14 protein-coding genes and 1 pseudogene are annotated in these 17,875 nt (G+C 71.7%); 4 read left to right on the plus strand and 11 right to left on the minus strand.

Annotated elements, in window-relative coordinates:
• Positions 1 to 12: 12 nt before the first annotated feature.
• From ACFZDE_RS15260 to ACFZDE_RS15275, 4 genes are read right to left on the minus strand one after another with little or no spacing between them, the layout of a single operon-like run.
• The gene (locus ACFZDE_RS15260; RefSeq protein WP_391200179.1) at positions 13 to 756 is read right to left on the minus strand and encodes an IclR family transcriptional regulator C-terminal domain-containing protein; all 744 of its coding nucleotides are present in this window, start codon (positions 754 to 756) and stop codon (positions 13 to 15) included.
• Positions 753 to 2,126, minus strand: a complete 1,374-nt coding sequence (locus tag ACFZDE_RS15265) for a DUF6351 family protein (protein WP_391200180.1) — start codon at positions 2,124 to 2,126, stop codon at positions 753 to 755. The genes ACFZDE_RS15260 and ACFZDE_RS15265 overlap by 4 nt, the downstream gene beginning before the upstream one ends.
• Complete coding sequence (locus tag ACFZDE_RS15270; RefSeq protein ID WP_391200181.1) at positions 2,123 to 3,517, minus strand: MFS transporter; 1,395 nt, start codon at positions 3,515 to 3,517, stop codon at positions 2,123 to 2,125. The genes ACFZDE_RS15265 and ACFZDE_RS15270 overlap by 4 nt, the downstream gene beginning before the upstream one ends.
• 32 nt (positions 3,518 to 3,549) lie before the next feature.
• The gene (locus ACFZDE_RS15275; RefSeq protein WP_391200182.1) at positions 3,550 to 4,071 is read right to left on the minus strand and encodes a MarR family transcriptional regulator; all 522 of its coding nucleotides are present in this window, start codon (positions 4,069 to 4,071) and stop codon (positions 3,550 to 3,552) included.
• Positions 4,072 to 4,205: 134 nt separating this feature from the next.
• Here ACFZDE_RS15275 and ACFZDE_RS15280 point away from each other — a divergent pair, with 134 nt between their 5' ends.
• From ACFZDE_RS15280 to ACFZDE_RS15295, 4 genes are read left to right on the plus strand one after another with little or no spacing between them, the layout of a single operon-like run.
• The gene (locus ACFZDE_RS15280) at positions 4,206 to 5,123 is read left to right on the plus strand and encodes an SDR family oxidoreductase (protein WP_390995689.1); all 918 of its coding nucleotides are present in this window, start codon (positions 4,206 to 4,208) and stop codon (positions 5,121 to 5,123) included.
• A gap of 11 nt (positions 5,124 to 5,134) precedes the next feature.
• Positions 5,135 to 6,010: an amidohydrolase family protein gene (locus tag ACFZDE_RS15285; RefSeq protein WP_391200503.1), complete on the plus strand. Its 876-nt coding sequence runs from the start codon at positions 5,135 to 5,137 to the stop codon at positions 6,008 to 6,010.
• Between the two features lie 10 nt (positions 6,011 to 6,020).
• Positions 6,021 to 7,535: a long-chain-fatty-acid--CoA ligase gene (locus tag ACFZDE_RS15290; protein ID WP_391200183.1), complete on the plus strand. Its 1,515-nt coding sequence runs from the start codon at positions 6,021 to 6,023 to the stop codon at positions 7,533 to 7,535.
• Positions 7,532 to 7,987 carry a MaoC/PaaZ C-terminal domain-containing protein gene (locus ACFZDE_RS15295; RefSeq protein WP_391200184.1) on the plus strand — a complete coding sequence of 152 codons (456 nt, stop codon included), beginning with the start codon at positions 7,532 to 7,534 and terminating at the stop codon, positions 7,985 to 7,987. Before ACFZDE_RS15290 ends, ACFZDE_RS15295 begins: the two co-directional genes overlap by 4 nt.
• Here the strand turns inward: ACFZDE_RS15295 and ACFZDE_RS15300 are convergent.
• The 7 genes and pseudogenes from ACFZDE_RS15300 to ACFZDE_RS15330 form a co-directional block, all read right to left on the minus strand.
• Entirely contained in the window at positions 7,978 to 8,805 is an 828-nt protein-coding gene (locus ACFZDE_RS15300; RefSeq protein ID WP_391200185.1) for a PaaX family transcriptional regulator C-terminal domain-containing protein, read from the minus strand. The two genes, ACFZDE_RS15295 and ACFZDE_RS15300, sit on opposite strands and share 10 nt — an antisense overlap.
• 29 nt (positions 8,806 to 8,834) lie before the next feature.
• Positions 8,835 to 10,667, minus strand: a complete 1,833-nt coding sequence (locus tag ACFZDE_RS15305; protein ID WP_391200186.1) for a LamG-like jellyroll fold domain-containing protein — start codon at positions 10,665 to 10,667, stop codon at positions 8,835 to 8,837.
• 34 nt (positions 10,668 to 10,701) lie between these two features.
• Positions 10,702 to 13,634, minus strand: a pseudogene (locus ACFZDE_RS15310) (glycoside hydrolase family 2 TIM barrel-domain containing protein).
• The gene (locus ACFZDE_RS15315; protein WP_391200504.1) at positions 13,631 to 14,500 is read right to left on the minus strand and encodes an alkaline phosphatase family protein; all 870 of its coding nucleotides are present in this window, start codon (positions 14,498 to 14,500) and stop codon (positions 13,631 to 13,633) included. The pseudogene ACFZDE_RS15310 and the gene ACFZDE_RS15315 overlap by 4 nt, the downstream one beginning before the upstream one ends.
• Before the next feature lie 203 nt (positions 14,501 to 14,703).
• Complete coding sequence (locus tag ACFZDE_RS15320; RefSeq protein WP_391200187.1) at positions 14,704 to 15,552, minus strand: ABC transporter permease subunit; 849 nt, start codon at positions 15,550 to 15,552, stop codon at positions 14,704 to 14,706.
• Positions 15,549 to 16,433, minus strand: a complete 885-nt coding sequence (locus tag ACFZDE_RS15325; RefSeq protein ID WP_391200505.1) for an ABC transporter permease subunit — start codon at positions 16,431 to 16,433, stop codon at positions 15,549 to 15,551. The genes ACFZDE_RS15320 and ACFZDE_RS15325 overlap by 4 nt, the downstream gene beginning before the upstream one ends.
• 124 nt (positions 16,434 to 16,557) lie before the next feature.
• Positions 16,558 to 17,835: an extracellular solute-binding protein gene (locus ACFZDE_RS15330; protein ID WP_391200188.1), complete on the minus strand. Its 1,278-nt coding sequence runs from the start codon at positions 17,833 to 17,835 to the stop codon at positions 16,558 to 16,560.
• Positions 17,836 to 17,875: the final 40 nt, after the last annotated feature.

Here is a 17,875-nt window from a genome sequence, read left to right on the forward strand (position 1 = left end):
CCCACGGCGTACTCAGGGCTGCCACCCCAGCGCCCGCGAGATCCCGCGCGCCGCCACCCGCACCGCCGGGCCCAGCACCGGGACCTGGGCTGCCGCGTGGGGCACCACGATCGACACGGCGGCGCTCACCGAGCCGTCCGCGCCCCGTATCGGCGCGGCCACCGACAGGGCGTCCTCGGTGACCTGACGGTCGCTCACCGCCAGTCCCGACCTGCGCACATCGGCCAGCACCCGGCGCAGCCGCTCCGGCTCGGTGATCGTGTACGGGGTGAAGGAGGCGAGGCCGCCCTCGCAGTACTCCTTCTGGAACACCGGGTCGCCGTGGGCCAGCAGGGCGAGTCCGACCCCGGTGGCGTGCAGCGGCCAGCGGGCGCCGACGCGGATGTGCACCCCGACCGCCGACCGCCCCGACAGCCACTCGGTGTAGACGACGTCCCGCCCGTCGCGCACGGCCAGTTGCACGTTCTCGTGCGTCGCCTCGTACAGATCCTCCAGGTACGGCAGCGCGATCTGCCGCAGAGCGAGGCCGCGCGGGGCCAGCGCCGCGAGCTCCCACAGCCGTAGCCCGACGTGGTAGACGCCGGAGTCGTCCCGCTCCAGCGCGCCCCACTCGGTGAGCGCGCCCACCAGCCGGTGCGCGGTGGTCAGGCTCAGCCCGGCCCGGCGGCTGATGTCCGTCAGGGACAGCGCCGGATGCTCGTGGTCGAAGGCCGCGAGCACGGACAGCAGCCGGCCGGGCGCGGTGGGGGCGGTCATGGCCGGGCGTCTCCCGGGTGGGCGAGATCGTAGGGGCGGGGGTAGGTGCTCGGGCGGTAGGAAAGGTAGCGGGGCTCGGACGCCGGGTCCTCGGCCCGTGCGCGGGAGTTGAGGGCGCGCGGCGAGGCGTCCCAGCGGCCGGTGTCCAGACGGTGCTCCAGGGTGTGCACGGCGGCCAGTGTCTCGCCCGGGGTGAAGGTGCAGTGGCCCGGGGCGTCGACGTACGCCTGGCGCAGGAGCCCGGCGGAGCCCGCAGCCGTCACGGCCCGCCGGTAGGCGCTCTCCGACTGCACCGGGATGAGAGCGTCCCCGGTGGTGTGGATGTTCAGCTGGGGCTCGGTGAGGCGGCCGGAGAGCGCACTGGTGCCGCGCATCCAGCGCACCGCCGCAGGATCGGGGGCGATCCGGGGCGCCCGGCTCAGCGCCGAGAGGTCGTTGCGCAAGACCAGTCCCGCCTCCTTGTAGAGCTCCGTCACCTCTTTGTACAGCGGGGTCCGTACGAGCATCGAGGCGTAGTCGACGCCCGTGTTCCAGGACGGGTTGCCGCCGGCCCGGCTCTCGGCCTCCTGCCGCCAGCTGAACGCGGGCAGTTGGAGCAGGCCCCGGACCGCGGCGTACTGGTGGGACTGCGCCGTCTGCCAGTCGGTGGGGCCCGGCTCGGTCTGCGAAGGGTCGTTGTGGCCGGGGATGTTGTGCAGGGCGGCGGCCAGGGCGATCCTGGCCCTGCCCTCGGGGGTCCGCTGGGCCGCGTCGACCTTCGAGGTGAGTGCCTTGCCGGCGGCGACCGCCTCGGCCTGGCCGGTGAACCCCGTCAGCCGGACACCGGAGTCCGGGGCGAGCAGGGTGCGCAGCGCGAACACCGGGTCCAGGGTGCTGTTCCAGTTGGCGACGCCGCCCTGCACCAGCCCGCACATCGACAGCGAGCCGTCGAACCGCCCGGCGTGCCGCTCGGCGAGCATGCTGGTGACGAAGCCGCCGTAGGACGTCCCCCAGGCGAGCGTCCGCCGGGCCGGGCCGAACTTCTCCGTGAACAGGTCCAGTGTGGCGAGCTGGTCGGGCACCGCCTCGCCGACGGCCCAGCCGGTCGTGGCGTACGAGGAGCCGATCAGGGCGTAGCCCTCGGCCAGCAGCTTGTCGCGGGCGGCCGGACCCGGCGTGTTCTGGGCCGGGTTGGGGGCCCCGGCGGGGGTGTAGCCGTGGCTGTAGAGCAGCACCGTGCCGTTCCAGGGCGCGGGGACGTCCATCACGTACGCGGCGCCGGTGGGGAGCCGGCCCTCCAGGTGGGTGTCCGCGGTGGCGGCCTGCGCGGGCAGGGCGGTCGCTGCCAGGGACAGACAGGCGGTCGTCAGTAGGGCGAGACGGATCCTCAACGTGGGGTTCCTTCCAGCGTGGGGGCGGCGGAGGGCGATTCGAGCGCGTCGGTGTGCGTCTCGCGCAGCCGCCACACGGTGACCGCGGTGATCGCGGCGCCCGCGCACAGCAGCAGCGACACCGGGGTGCTGCCCCCGCCGTAGGAGGCCAGGAGGCTGCCGGCGATCAGCGGGGAGAACCCGGCGCCGATCAGGGTCGCGCCCTGGTAGCCGAGGGAGGCGCCGGTGTAGCGGACGCGGGTGCCGAACATCTCGGTGAGTAGCGCGCCCAGCGGTCCGTACATCGTGGACTGGGCGACGCCGTGGCCGAGGGCCAGGGCGAGGATCAGCAGGCCGGGGGAGCCGGAGTCGACCAGGGCCAGCACCGGGAAGGCGAGCGCCGCCGAGCCGACGGCTCCGGCGAGGACGACGGGCCTGCGGCCGACGCGGTCCGACAGCGCGGACGCGGTGGGCAGGACGGCGAGGGCCACGCAGGAGGCGACGGTGACGGCGGTCAGGACCTGGGGGCGGGTGTACCCCTGGTCGACGGCGTAGGAGATCATGAAGCTGGTCAGCAGGGACTGGGCGGTGAAGGCGCCGATGCCGACGCAGGCGGCCAGCAGCACGGGCTTGGGGCGGCGCAGCACCTCCACGATCGGCGGCCGGTCCACCGGCTCCCGCTTGAGCTGCGCGAACAGCGGGCTCTCGGCGACCTTCAGACGCACGAACAGGCCGACGCCGAGCAGCACGATGCTGAGCAGGAACGGCACCCGCCAGCCCCAGGAGCGGAACTCGTCGTCCGGCAGGGTGGCGACGAGGGTGACCACTCCGGCCGACAGCACGGAGCCGAGCGGGGCGCCGAGCTGGGTGAAGCTGGACCACAGGCCGCGCCGGGAACCCCGCGTGTGCTCGGCGTGCTCGACGACCATCAGCATCGCGCCGCCCCATTCACCGCCGATGGCGATGCCCTGCACCACGCGCAGGGCGACGAGCAGCACCGGCGCCCAGACGCCGATGGCGTCGTAGGTGGGCAGCAGGCCGATGAGGAAGCTGCCGGAGCCCATCAGCACCATGGTGAGCAGCAGCATCGACTTGCGGCCGAGCCGGTCGCCGAAGTGGCCGAAGAGGATGCCGCCGAGCGGCCGGGCGAGATAGCCCGCGGCGAAGGTGCCGAACGCCGCGATGGTGCCGACCGCCGGGTCGGCCCGCGGGAAGAACAGTTCGCCGAAGACGAGGGCGGCGACGGTGCCGTAGACGAGGAAGTCGTAGAACTCGACGGTCGTGCCGAGCAGGCCGGAGACGGCGACGCGGCGCAACTGCCGTGAATCGGGGGCGGGTTGGGGATCGGACGGGGATGACTGCACGGTGGGCTCCCTGGGGACGGGGCGCGGATGGTCCGTGAAGTTATGCATCCACCGTGCAGCCGTCAATCATTTGCACAACATCAGTTCAGTCCGTCCTCCGCGATCCGCAGCAGCAGTGCGTGGAGGGTCTCCCGTTCGGCCGGGTCCAGCGGGCCCAGGAGCTCGCCGGTCACCCGCAGGCCGGCCTCGTCGGTGTCGCGGAGGAAGTCACTGCCGCTGCCGGTCAGCGCGACGATGCGGCTGCGGCGGTCGTCCGGGGAGGGGCGGCGCTCGGCGAAGCCCAGCTTCTCCAGGTCGTCGACCAGGCCGACGATCGCGCTCGGGTCGTAGCCGAGCCGCGTGCTCAGTTCGCGTTGCGGGGCCCCGTCGGTGCCGGCGAGGAAGCGCAGTACCGCGTAGTGACGCAGGCGCAGGCCCGACTCCTGGAGGCAGGCGTTGAAGAGCTGCCCCGAGCGCAGGCCCAGGCGGTACAGCAGGTAGCCCGTGTCGGCGTGCAGGCCGCGCATCCACGGCTCGTGGGCGTCGATGGGCTTCGCGGTGACGTTCTCGCGTGTGATGGCGGGCTCCCTGGGCTCGGTGCTGCGTACTGCCGGGTTCAGCATCTCGCACCCACAGGATGGGAACAACTATTGACGACAACAATTATTGCTCTTAGCTTCGATCTCGCAGTCGAACCGTGCGACGTGCCGTCGCAGCCCCGCGACCGGCGGTCGTATCCGCGTGAAGGGACCAGTTCGTGCCCAGCATCGATCTCTCCGGCAAGGCCGCCGTCGTCACCGGCAGCGGTCGCGGCCTCGGCCTCGCCTACGCCCACGCCCTGGCCGCCCACGGCGCGTCCGTCGTCGTCAACGACGTCGACGAGGCGGTGGCCGAGGCGGCCGTGAAGTCCATCGCCGAAGCGGGCGGCCGGGCCGTCGCCGAGGTCGTCCCGGTCGGCACCACCGAGGCCGCCGAGCGGCTGGTGAACCGCGCGGTCGAGGAGTTCGGCCGGCTCGACGTGCTCGTCACCAACGCGGGCATCCTGCGCGACAAGGTCCTGTGGAAGATGACCGACGACGACTTCGACGCGGTCGTCACGACCCATCTCAAGGGCACCTTCACCTGCGCCCGCGCCGCCGCCGTCCGGATGCGCGAGCAGGGCGAGGGCGGCTCGCTGATCCTGGTCGGCTCCCCGGCCGGGCAGCGCGGCAACTTCGGCCAGACGAACTACGCCGCCGCCAAGGCCGGCATCGCGGCGATGGCCCGCACCTGGTCCATGGAGCTGGGCCGCGCGGGCATCACCGTCAACGCGATCGTGCCGGTCGCGGCGACCGCCATGACCGAGACCATCCCCGCCTTCGCCCCGTACATCGAGGCCATGCGGAGCGGCGAGCCGCTCCCGGACTTCCTGCGCAAGGGGGAGGGCTTCGGCACCCCCGAGGACTGCGCGGCCCTCGTGCCGTTCCTCGCCTCGGAGGCCGCCCGGGGCGTCACCGGCCAGGCCATCGGCATCGGCGGGGACAAGGTGGCACTCTGGTCGCACCCGCAGGAGATCAGGGCGGCCTACGCCGACGGCGGCTGGACCCCGCAGACCCTGGCCGACGCCTGGGCCACCTCGGTCGGTGCCGAGCCCCAGTCGGTCGGCATCCCGGCGCCGAAGTTCCCGGAGGCGTGATGGACCGCTCGATGAACGTCGACGACCTGGTCGCGATCGACGTCCACACCCACGCCGAGGTGTCCTCGAAGGGGCACTCCTCCCTCGACGACGACCTGCACGACGCCTCCTCCGCCTACTTCAAGGTCGAGGGCAAGCGCAAGCCGACCCTGGAGGAGACCGCCGCGTACTACCGCGAGCGGAACATGGCCGCCGTGATCTTCACCGTCGACGCCGAGTCCGCGACCGGTACGGCGCCCGTCCCCAACGAGGAGGTCGCCGAGGCGGCCGCCGCCAACGCCGACGTCCTCATCCCCTTCGCCTCCGTCGACCCCTTCCGGGGCAAGGCGGGAGTGAAGCAGGCCCGGCGTCTGGTCGAGGAGTACGGGGTGAAGGGCTTCAAGTTCCACCCCAGCATCCAGGGCTTCTTCCCCAACGACCGCGCGGTGGCGTACGACCTGTACGAGGTGATCGAGGAGACGGGTGCGATCGCCCTCTTCCACACCGGCCAGACGGGCATCGGCGCCGGAGTCCCCGGCGGGGGCGGCATCCGCCTGAAGTACTCCAACCCGCTCCACGTGGACGACGTGGCCGCCGACTTCCCGCACCTGAAGATCATCCTGGCGCACCCGTCCTTCCCCTGGCAGGACGAGGCGCTGGCCGTCGCCACGCACAAGCCGGGCGTGCACATCGACCTGTCCGGCTGGTCGCCCAAGTACTTCCCGCCGCAGCTCGTGCAGTACGCGAACACGCTGCTGAACGACAAGGTGCTCTTCGGCTCCGACTTCCCCGTCCTCACCCCCGACCGATGGCTCGCCGACTTCGGGAAGCTGACGATCAAGGACGAGGTCCGGCCGAAGATCCTCAAGGAGAACGCCGCCCGCCTGCTCGGGCTGACGAAACCGTAAGGGGCGTGACATGCGCAACGAGGGACTGGGGTCGTGGCCCGCACGCCGGGCCCGCAAGACCCCGCACCGCACCGCCCTGATCCACGGCGACACGTCCCACGACTACGCCACCCTGTACGACCGCACCACCCGCCTCGCCCACGCCCTGCGCGCCCGGGGCGTGCGCCGCGGCGACCGCATCGCCTACCTCGGCCCGAACCACCCCTCCTACCTGGAGACCCTGTTCGCGGCCGGCACACTCGGCGCGGTCTTCGTCCCGCTCAACATCCGCCTCGCCGGCCCCGAGATCGCCTACCAGCTCGCCGACTCCGGCGCACGGGCCCTCGTCTACGGCCCGTCCCACGCGGGCCTGGTCGCGGGCCTGCCCGGCTCCACGGACGTCCGCGTCTATCTGGAGACCGGCGGCGAGTACGAGGCGGCTCTCACCGAGGCGTCCGCGGAGCGGATCGACGAACCGGTCGGCGCCGACGACACCTGCATCATCATGTACACCTCGGGCACGACCGGCCGCCCCAAGGGCGCCATGCTCACCCACGGCAACCTGACCTGGAACGCGATCAACTGCCTCGTCGACACCGACCTGATCGCCGACGAACGCGCCCTGGTCTCCGCCCCGCTGTTCCACACGGCCGGCCTGAACATGCTGACCCTGCCCGTCCTGCTGAAGGGCGGCACCTGTGTCCTGGTCGACGCCTTCGACCCGGACGCCACCTTCGACCTGATCGAACGGCACCGCATCACCTTCATGTTCGGCGTGCCGACGATGTTCGACCAGGTGGCCCGCCATCCGCGCTGGCCGGAGGCGGACCTGTCCTCGCTGCGCATCCTCACCTGCGGCGGATCCCCGGTCCCCACCCCGCTGATCGCCGTGTACCAGGAGCGCGGACTGACCTTCCTCCAGGGATACGGCATGACCGAGGCCTCCCCGGGCGCCCTGTTCCTGGACGCCGAGCACGCGGTGAGCAAGGCGGGTTCGGCGGGTGTGCCGCACTTCTTCTGCGACGTCCGCGTGGTACGGCCGGACCTCGCGCCGGCCGCCGTCGGCGAGGTCGGCGAGGTCGTGGTGCACGGCCCGAACGTCATGTCCGGGTACTGGGGGCTGCCCGAGGAGACGGCCGCGTCCTTCGCGGACGGCTGGTTCCGCAGCGGGGACGCCGCCCAGGTCGACGAGGACGGCTACATCCACATCGTCGACCGCATCAAGGACATGATCATTTCCGGCGGGGAGAACGTCTACCCCGCCGAGATCGAGGACCGTCTCCTCGACCACCCGGACATCGCCGAGTGCGCGGTGATCGGGGTGCCGGACGACAAGTGGGGCGAGGTGCCGCGCGCGGTCGTCGTGCCCCGCGAGGGCGCGACCCTCGACCCCGGTGAGGTGCTCGCCTCGCTCGCGGGCCGCCTCGCCAAGTACAAGATCCCGAAGTCGGTGGTCCTCGCGGAAGAACTCCCGCGCACCGCCTCCGGAAAGCTCCTCAAGTCCCGCGTCCGTACCCGATACGGCAAGAACGAAGGATCCGCATGAGCATCACCGTCAACGGCCTCGACGAACTCAAGAAGCTCGCCGGCGGCGACCTCGGCACCAGCGAGTGGATCGAGGTGACGCAGGAGCGCATCGACACCTTCGCCGACGCCACGGGCGACCACCAGTGGATCCACGTGGACCCCGAGCGCGCCAAGGAGGGCCCCTTCGGCGCCCCCATCGCGCACGGCTACCTGACCCTCTCCCTCTTCATCCCCCTGTTCACCGAGCTGCTGGACGTCCAGGGTGTGACGACCAAGGTCAACTACGGCCTCGACAAGGTGCGTTTCCCCGCACCGGTCAAGGCCGGCTCCCGCATCCGCCTGGTGGCGAAGCTCGCCGAGGTCGCGGAGGTGCCGGGCGGTGTGCAGATCACCGTCGAGGGCGCCATCGAGATCGAGGGCGGCAGCAAGCCGGCCGCGGTGCTGCAGAGCCTGTCGCGGTTCTACGCCTGAGGCCGCGCGGGCACCAGGTCCAGGAGGCGTTCCGAGGCCTCGTCGGCGAGCGGTGAGAGCCTCTCGTGCACGGTCCGGAACGTCTTCTCGGCCGGTTCCGCCGGCCAGTCGTCCGGCAGGTGCCCGACGGGCAGCCGTGGGTCGCGCCGGACGATCCGCAGCCACTCCGTCTGCAGGCGCAGGCGCAGCACCAGGGCGTCGCCCGCGTCCGGCAGCTCGTCCTCCCAGGGCCGCCAGCGCTCGGCGAACCCCTGGTACCGCCCGGCCAGGTCGGACAGCTCCCAGGTGTCCTCGATCATCTGGCCGATGTCCGTGCCGGTGTCCGCGTGCGCCCGGAACACCTTCACATGGGCGGCCAGGCCGAGCTCGGCCACCAGCTCCGACACGTCGACCTCGCCGGGGGCGATCCACAGGCCGTTGAACAGTGGGCCGAAACCGCTCCAGGTCAGCCGGGAGCGCAGGTCGTGGCGCCGGCGCTGCCAGGACTCCGGCAGGGAGAAGCCGAGCAGCGTCCAGCTGCCGTCCCAGTGCCGGTTGACGGCGCCCGTCTGCCAGATGCGCCGCTCACCGTCGCGCAGCACCGCCTCGGAGCGCTCGGTCAGCCCGAAGTACATCCGGCGGCCCTCGCGCTGCCGGCGCAGCAGGTCACGGCCCACCATGCGGCTCAGCGTGGAGCGCGTGGCCTGCTCGCCGATCCCGGCGCGGGCGAACACGTCGATCACACTGCCCGAGTACACGCACACGTCCCGGCCGAGCACCTGGTCACCCAGGAACGTCAGCATGAGGGACTGGGGCCGCAGCGGCTCTTCACCGGTCACGCGGCCCACCGTACCGGCCCCTCGCGGACTCAGTGATTCATGAAGGAGGTGACGGGCAGCGCGCGGGCGGTGATCCGGACGTCGCCGAGCCGGCCGTGGTAGATCTGGTCGATCTTCCCGCCGTACTCGTAGCCGCCGAGCAGCCACGGCAGGCCGACGGAGGTGATGCCGACGGAGCGCGCCCTGGGGTTGCGGAGCACCGGGCAGCCCTCGACGTAGAGCGTGGTGCGCCTGCCGTCGTTGACGACCGCGAGGTGCCACCAGGTCTCCAGCGGCGTCTCCTGACCCCAGTTGGTGGCGATGCCCTGCTGGTCGAGCGGGCGCATCGCCCACTGCGGTTCCCGGTCGTTCGACAGGGACAGCGTGGCCAGCGGTTCGTCCGGGTCGTCGGCGGTCTTCCCGGCGGCGCCGCCCGTGCCGGTGCGGGAGACCAGGCCCGACCAGGCGTGGTGGTCCGCGTCCCAGTCGGCGGGCAGCCGGTAGAACGCCTCGATGGTGTAACCGTCCCGGAACGTCGCCGCGTTGAGCGGGGCGCCGTCGACCGTCCTCAGATACGCGCCCTTCAGCGGGGACTTGAAGCCCTGGAACTCCAGGCTGCCGTGGCCCGGCTGGTCGGGGTGGTGGTCGGCCGACCAGCCCAGCGCGCCGCCGCCGACCGTGACGAGGGAAAGGTCGTTGCCCAGCCCGGACAGGTCACGGACCGTGGCCGTGCCGTCGACGGGCTTGTCGAAACGCCAGTACGCCACCGTGCCCGGGACGAGCAGCCGCGCGGCGGGCCGCGCCGGACGGGCCGGTACGGGCGCGAAACCGGAGAAGCGCCGCTCGAAGTCGATCTCGACGGAGAACCGGTCGGTGTCCCCGCTCAGTTCCCCCTCCTGCCGCTCCAGCTCGTTGAGCCCCTTCCCGGCCCGGCCGAGGATCCAGGGCGAGACCGTCTCCACGTCGATGACGTCGCGGTCCAGGTCGAAGCGGTAGAGCCGGATCATCGCCGCGCCGCCGAAGTAGCGGTTCTGGTAGTTCGTCAGATGCAGATGGACGTCGTTCCCGGCCGCGTTCTTCCGGGTCGCGCGGGCGGCCGGCCAGTAGTGGCCGTTGAGGGTGAGGAAGATCTGGTCGTGGTCCTCGACGAGCCGGTCCCACAACTGCTGCCCGTACTCCGACAACGTGTCGTCCTCGGCGACCAGTTCGTGCGTCGTGAGGATCACCGGCGTCTTCGGATGCCGCGCCAGGACCTCCTTGGCCCACGCGTGTCCCCGCGGCGACAGCCGCCAGTCCAGCGCGAGCACCAGCCACTCCCGGCCGCCTGCCGCGAACCGGTGGAAGGTGTTGTAGCCGTCGGGGGAGGCCCCGCCGAACGTCCCCTTCCCCTCGAACCGCTTCGGCCCGAAGGCGTCCAGGTACGGTGTCGCGCCGCGCTGGTCGGTCGTCGACGACGTCACGTCGTGGTTCCCGGCCAGAACGCTGTAGCCGACGCCGCGCCGGTCAAGCAGCCGGAACGCCTCCCCGATCGCGGCGAACTCGTCCCGCGCGCCGTTCTGCGTGAGGTCACCGAGGTGGGACAGGAAGACGATGTTCTCCTCCCCGCCGTGCTCCAGCAGATAGCGCAGCGAGGCCTCGACCGGCGCTGTGTCGATGCTCGGCCCGTCGAAGAGGTACTGCGTGTCCGGCATCACCGCGAGCGTGAAGCGGCGGCTGTGCGGGTCGGGGCGCCATGCCGGGGCCGCCGCCTCGGCGCCGGCGGCCGGCAGCGCGGTCATCGCCGCCGTCGTCGCGCCGAGCAGCGCCGTCGCGCGCAGGAAACCGCGTCGTCCGGCACCGGCCAGGGGCGCCTCGCCCGGGTCGTGGTCATGCGAAGTGCACACAGGTGCTCCATGAGGTGACTGAGAGGGGAGGAACTCACAGGACGCGCAGGGTCCAGCTCCAGCGGTGGACGCCCGCCGCGACGAGGTGGGCGGCGAAGGTGTCGGGCCCGCAGGAGGCCGTGCCCAGTCCGCGGTGCGCCGCGTCGATGTGCACCACGCACCCGGCCCGCGGCACCAGTTCGTCATGGTGCGCGGCGGCGGCGAGATCGTCCGCGCGATACCGGCTCACGGAGATCTGGCGGGCCCGGTCCAGCCGCACCGCGAGGCCGGTGGCGTCGGGCGCGGACAGCGTGAACCGCCGTACGCCGTGCCGCCCGCCGGACTCCTGCGGCCGCAGATAGGGCGTGAACAACTCGTCCACCGGCAGCCGGTGATGACCGACCGGCGCACCCGCGGCCCGGTCCGGGTAGGACTCCCAGGGGCCCTGCCCGAACCACTCCACCAGGTCCAGCCCGGCGACCGTCTCGAACACGGTCCCCACCCGGGCCACGTCGTGCAGCGCCTCGGGTAGTTCGGCGCTCTCGTCGATGATCAGCCCGCCGTCCACGGCCGTGAGCACCTGCTCGTGCCGGACGGTCCCGCCCGCGCAGTGATAGTCGGACAGCACGGCGACGCGGCCCGGGGACCGCTGTACGGAGACGACCTCGCGCGTGGGTGCGTCCAGCCCCCAGTCCCGCCAGCGGTCCGCCATGCCGCCCAGTTCGTCGTTGTCGGTCGGCGCCCGCCACAGCGACAGCGTGGGCGCCGCCGCCAGCAGCGGATGGACCAGCAGCCCGTCCTCCCCGACCTCGACCGTGCCGTCCGGGACCCGGGAGTGCCCCGGCGGGAGCGCCGCCCGCAGCCGGACCCGCGGCAGGCACACCACCGTGCCGCGCGGTGCCCACGGCTCGTCCCCGGCCGTCGTGACCCGCAGCGTCAGCCACGCCTCGCCGCCGTCTTCCGGCACCGCGAACGGCAGCGGCACCGCCGCCGTCTCACCGGGCCGCAGCGTGGGCAGTGCGGCGGGTGCCGTCCGGGTGGCGCCGTCGGCGAGGGACAGCTCCCACTCGCCGGACAGCCACTCAAGGCCCCGGAAGTGCTGGTGGTTGCCGAGGACGACACCCTCGTGCCCTGCGCCCTCGATCCGCACCGGCGCGGCGATCTCCCGGTGCTCGAACATCACCGGCTTGGGGGTGCGGTCGGGGAAGACGACCCCGTCGGCGATGAAGGCGCCGTCGTGGTCCGTCTCGCCGAAGTCGCCGCCGTACGCCCAGCGATGCCCGGGCCCGGCGACACCGTTGCCGTAGAGCCCGGCGCCGCCGCGCCCGGCCGGTCTGCCGTCGTTCACCCGCTGGAGGATGCCGTGGTCCCGGAACTCCCAGATGAACCCGCCCTGAAGCCCCGGGTGGCCTCGATGGCCGCCCAGTGGTCCGCCAGCGTGCCGTTGCTGTTGCCCATGGCGTGCGAGTACTCGCACTGGATCAGCGGCTTGGTCTGCGTGCCGGACAGGGCGTGCGCCAGGCACTCCTCCAGCGGGGCGTACATCGGGCAGGCGACGTCGGAGGCCAGGTCCGGGTCGGCCCAGCCGCGCTTGGCCGCGCCTTCGTACTGCACCGGCCGGGTCGGGTCGTGCCGGCGCACCCAGCCCGCCGCCGCGTCGTGGTTCGCGCCGTAGTCGGACTCGTTGCCCAGCGACCAGATGACGACGGAAGGGTGGTTCTTGTCGCGCAGCACCATCCGCGCCACCCGGTCCACGAACGCGCCCAGGTAGCGGGGGTCGTCGGCGATCTCGTGCGCGTGGTCGTGGGATTCGATGTCGGCCTCGTCCACGACGTAGAAGCCGAGCTCGTCGGCCAGGTCGTACAGGGCCGGGTCGTTCGGGTAGTGCGCGGTGCGGATCGCGTTGAAGCCGAAGCGCTTCAGCAGGACGAGGTCCGCGCGCATGTCGTCGTGGCTCACCGTCCGCCCGGTCAGCGGGTGGAAGTCGTGCCGGTTGACTCCACGGATGAACACCCGCTCGCCGTTGACCAGCAGGTCCCGGCCGGCGATCTCGACGTCCCGGAAGCCGACGCGGTGCCGGGAGGTGTCGGCGACCGTGCCATCGGCGCGGTGCAGGCGCACGGTCAGGCCGTACAGCTCGGGCGTCTCGGCGTTCCAGGTGCGCACCTCGGGTACGACGGCACGCAGCCGTGCCTCGCCGAGGAAGTCGGAGACCCGCCCGTCCTCGGCGCTGGCCCGCTCGAACTCCGTGTCCCGCGAGAGCGGGTGCCCGTCCAGCTCGCCGCTGACGTACCAGCCCCCGGGCAGCGCCCCGCCCGTGTCCCGCACCCGGCACTCCACCAGCAGGTCCCCGTCCCGCCGGGCCCGCACGGTCACGTCCGCGAGATGCAGCGGGTCGACGGCGTACAGCAGCACCGACCGGGTGATCCCGCCGTGCCACCACTGGTCCTGGTCCTCGATGTGAGAGGCGTCCGAGAACTTCACCACCGTCAGGCGCACGGTGGCCCGCTCCCCGGGGCGCACCAGATCCGTCACATCGAAGTCGGCGGCCAGGTGCGAGTCCTTGGAGATCCCGGCGGGCCGTCCGTCCACATGCGCCAGCAGCACGCTCTCGGCGGCTCCGACCTGGAGGACGATCCGCCGCCCGGTCCACTCGGCCGGCACGTCCACGCACCGCTCGTACACCCCGGTCGGGTTGGCGGCCGGCACGTCCGGCGGGAACTCGGCGAACGGCATGCGGACGTTCAGATACCGCGGCAGGTCGCGGGCGTCCTGCATGGTCCACGCGCCGGGTACGTACGACGACGACCAGACCTCCCCGAGCGGGGCGTCCGGCGCGGGCAGCAGCTGGAAGCGCCAGTCGCCGTCGAGCGGTACGGCTCCGGAGCGCCGGTCGACGGCGTTCGTCGGCAGGCGGCGCCAGGAGGTCACCTCGGGTGCCTGCCAGGGACGGAGGGCGATCAGGGGGTCGGGGTGTGCGTCGGTCATGGCCATTTGGAAGTCGGTGCGGCGGGACCGGGCAGGACACGGCCCTGCAGGTCCCAGGCGGGGTCGAGGGGGATGCCGAGACGGTCCAGGACCGTGGGGGCGATGTCCATGAGGCGGGGTGTGTCCAGCAGGGTGCCCGCGGGTCCGCCGGGCTCGGCAAGGATGACGAAGACCTCCCGCTCGGCGTGGGAGTCGCCGCCGTGGCCACCGGAGTCGAGGTGCCCGTGGTCGGTGGTGACCAGCACCGTCCAGTGCTCCTCGGGGCGGCCCGGGTCCGCGCGCCGGGCGTCGATCGCCTCCAGCAGCCGCCCGAGGTGGGCGTCCTGGGCGAGCAGGGCCCGGTCGTAGGCGGGGGAGAGGGGGCCGGTGGCATGGCCGGCCTCGTCGGTGGCGCCGAAGTACACGAACAGCACGTCCGGGTCGGACTTGGTGAGCCAGCGCAGGGCGGTGCGGGCGACGCGGCGGTCCGCGGTCTCGTAGCCCCTGCGTTCGCCGTTGTGGCGCACACGCCGGCCGATGGTCCGGCCGAGGGTGCCGCGGCGGACCAGGGCCGGCCAGGACACCGCGGCCGCCGTGCGCAGCCCGGGCCGGGCGCGGGCGGCGCGGGTCAGGAAGTCGGGGTAGCGGGCGTAGTCGGCGCCCTTGAAGTCGTTGCCGGTGACGCCGTGGCGGTCGGGCCACACCCCGGTGAGGATGCTCGACCAGCCGGGGCCGGAGTCGGTGTAGGCCGTGCCGGTTGAGGGGTCGTCGTCCGCTCGGCCGTAGGGGAGCAGGCTGGTGCCGTGGGCACCCGTGGCCATCAGGTGGTGCAGTACGGGTGCGCCGGTGGGGGACCGGGTCAGGCGGTCGTGGCGCAGGCCGTCCATGCCCACGACGAGGACCTTGGGGCGGCGGGGTTCGGTGCTGACGTCCGTCACTGGGTGCCTCTCTCTTGTGTGGTCACCAAGAGCTCGGGGGGCTGCTGCCCGTTCCTGGCCGCGCGCCCGTTGTGGCTGGTCGCGCCCACGCGGCGGAGCCGCACATCGATGCGGCCCCGCGCCCCTTTACGGGGCGCGACCCTTCGGGGCGTTCAGCTGCCCTGCACCGCCCCCTCCGTCGCCCCCGCGATGAAGCCGCGGGCGAAGATCGTGAAGACCACGACCAGCGGCAGGGACGCCATCAGGACTCCGGCCATGACCATGCTGTAGTCGGTGGTGTGACCGACGTGGAGCTGGGCCAGGGCCACCTGGAGGGTGAGGTGGGTGGGGTCGTTGAGTACGACCAGTGGCCAGATGTAGTCGTTCCAGGCGCCGACGAAGGCGTAGATGGCGAGGAAGGACAGCGCGGGCTTGATCATCGGCAGCACGATGTTCCAGTACTGGCGGAAGAACCCGGCGCCGTCGATGCGCGCGGCGTCGAGGAGTTCGTCCGGCACGCCGTTCTCTATGTACTGGCGCAGCCAGAAGATGCCGAAGGCGTTGGCGAGGGCGGGCAGGACGAGCGCCTTGAGCGTGCCGACCCAGCCGATGTCGGACATGAGGATGAACTGCGGCAGGACGGCCAGCTGGAGCGGCAGCATCATGAACCCCACCAGCAGCGCGAACAGGGTCTTGCGGCCGGGGAAGTCGAACTTGGCGAACACGAACGCCGCCAGGGAGTCGACGAACAGGACCAGGACGGTCGTGACGGTCGCGACGACGACCGTGTTCAGCATCGACCCGAAGAAGTCGATGGTGTCCAGCACGTGCCGGACGTTCTCCAGCAGGTGGGAGCCGAAGGTCAGCTTCGGCGGACTCTTGTAGATGTCCTCGGTGGTGTTCGTCGCCATGACGATCGTCCAGACGAACGGGAACACCGAGACCAGCACGGCCAGGACGAGGACGAGGTGCGCGGTCAGGCCTCTGGGACGCCGGGACCGCCTGGGGAGCACTGCGGTCATGACGTCCTCCCGCGCTGCACCAGCCGCCAGTTGACGACGACCAGCACCATGATCAGTACGAAGAATGCCCACACGATGGCCGCGCCGTAGCCGTAGTCGTTGTTGACGAAGGCCGACTGGTAGAAGTACAGCAGCGTGGTCAGGCCCGCCTGGCCGGGGCCGCCGAGGTTGGGGTTGGCGGCGTTGCTGCCGAACAGGACCTGGGGTTCGCTGAAGCTCTGCATGCCGTTGATGGTCGAGATGATGACGGTGAACAGGATGATCGGCCGCATGATCGGCATGGTGATCCGGAAGAACGTGCGGATCGGCCCGGCGCCGTCCAGCCTGGCCGCCTCGTAGATCTGGGTGGGGATGGCCTGGAGGCCGGCCAGGTAGATGATCATGTTGTAGCCGGTCCACATCCAGGTCATCAGCAGCGCGATGACCAGCTTGATCAGCCACGGATTGCTCAGCCACGGGACGGGTGAGATCCCGATCGTTCCCAGGATCGCGTTGACCAGGCCGAAGTTGTTGCTGAACACCGCGCCGAAGAAGATCGACACGGCGACGATCGAGGTGACGTTCGGTACGTACAGGGCGATGCGGTAGAAGCCCTTGAAGCGGCGCACCGAGTGCAGCAGCGTCGCCAGCACCAGGGCGCCGAACAGCGTGGGGACGGTGGACAGCACCCAGATCGCCAGGGTGTTGCGGATCGACAGCCAGAAGACCGGGTCGTCCAGAAGGAACCGGAACTGCTGCAGCCCCACGAACTGCACGTCGCCCAGGCCGTCCCAGCGCTGGAAGGCGAGGTACAGGGAGTAGAAGACCGGGAAGAACGAGAAGACGCCGAAGATCAGGAAGAAGGGCGAGATCGCGAGGTACTGCCGCCAGTGGGACAGCACACGGCGACGCCCTGGCCGCACGGTGCCCGCGGGCGGCGTGCGCCGCGGGCGGAAGCGGGCCGGGCCGGACCCGCCGTGGTGCCGGGGCACCGCGGCGGAACCGGTGACCGGAGGTGAGGACACCTCAGTTCACCCCCTGGCGGCGGGCGATCTGCTTGGCCTGGGCGACCGCGTCCTTCCAGGAGGCCTCGGGCTTCTTGCCCTTGGCCTCGACGCTCGTCAGTTCGGTGAAGTAGGGGGCCATGACGGCGGCGTCGGCGGGTGCCTCGTAGCTGGACGGGATGGCCTTGGCGGCCGGGCCGAACACCTCGATGACCTTCTGCCCGCCGAAGAAGGGGTCCCCGCCCGTCATGGCCGGCATGGCGTACGCCGCCGGCGCTGCGGGGAAGATCGCGGCGTCGGTGAACCCGCGGGCGTCGTTCTCGGGGCTGAGGATCCAGCTGATGATCTTGAACGCCTCTTCCGGGTTGCGGCACTGCCGGGGCAGGGCCAGGTAGGAGCCGCCCTGATTGGCCGGGCCGCCGGGCGTCGCGCAGACCCGCCACTTGCCCTTGGTCTTCGGCGCGGCCTGCTCGATGTCCAGCGCGTGCCAGGCCGCGCCGAGTTCGGTGGACAGGGTCTTGCCGATGGCGGCGTTCCAGGTGTTGTCGTTGATCTTGGCGTCCAGGCCCAGGGTGTAGGGCCGGATCGCGGTGTCCCAGGCGGTGCGGATGTGGTCCTGGTCGCCGATGAAGCGGTTGTCCTTGTCGATGAACCGCTGCGTGCCCTGGCCGACCGCGATGTTGAACACCGAGCTGATGTTGTTGACCAGGTAGGTGCCGGGCACCTTCTCGCGCAGTTCGGTGCCGAGCGCGAAGTACTCCTCCCAGGTCCCGGCGCGGGCGGCGACCTTGTCCGGGGCGGTGGGCAGCCCGGCCCTGTCGAACAGGTCCGCCCGGTAGAAGAGCGCGGTGGGGCCGATGTCGATCGGGAAGCCGATCTGCTTGCCGTCCTCGGTGCGGGCGAGCTCGGTCTTCCAGTCCAGGTACTGGGACGCGATCTCCTTGAAGCCCAGGTCGTTCAGGTCGAGGAAGCGGCCGGCGTTGGGCAGGAAGGACGCCATGTCCTCGCCCTTGATGCCGGTGATGTCGGGCACGGAGGCACCGGCGGCGAGCGTGGTGGTGAGCTTCTGCTTGAAGTCGCCGCCTATGGAGGCGGCGGTGAGCTTCACCTGGCCGCTGAAGTGCGTCCTGGCCTCGGCGACCACCTTGTCGCTGAGGGCGCCTCCCCAGTACCACAAGGTGAGGTTCTTGCCGTTCGTGCCGCCGGTCGATCCCGAGCCGCCGCCGCAGGCGACGGTCAGACCGGAGGCGGCCGCGGTCAGCGCGGCGGCCTGGAGGAAGCCTCTACGAGAAAGGTCCACGGGTCACTCCTGTTGTTCCTGTTCGACGTGGAGAGGGTGC

This window comes from Streptomyces sp. NPDC007929 (assembly GCF_042959065.1).
Taxonomy (GTDB): domain Bacteria; phylum Actinomycetota; class Actinomycetes; order Streptomycetales; family Streptomycetaceae; genus Streptomyces.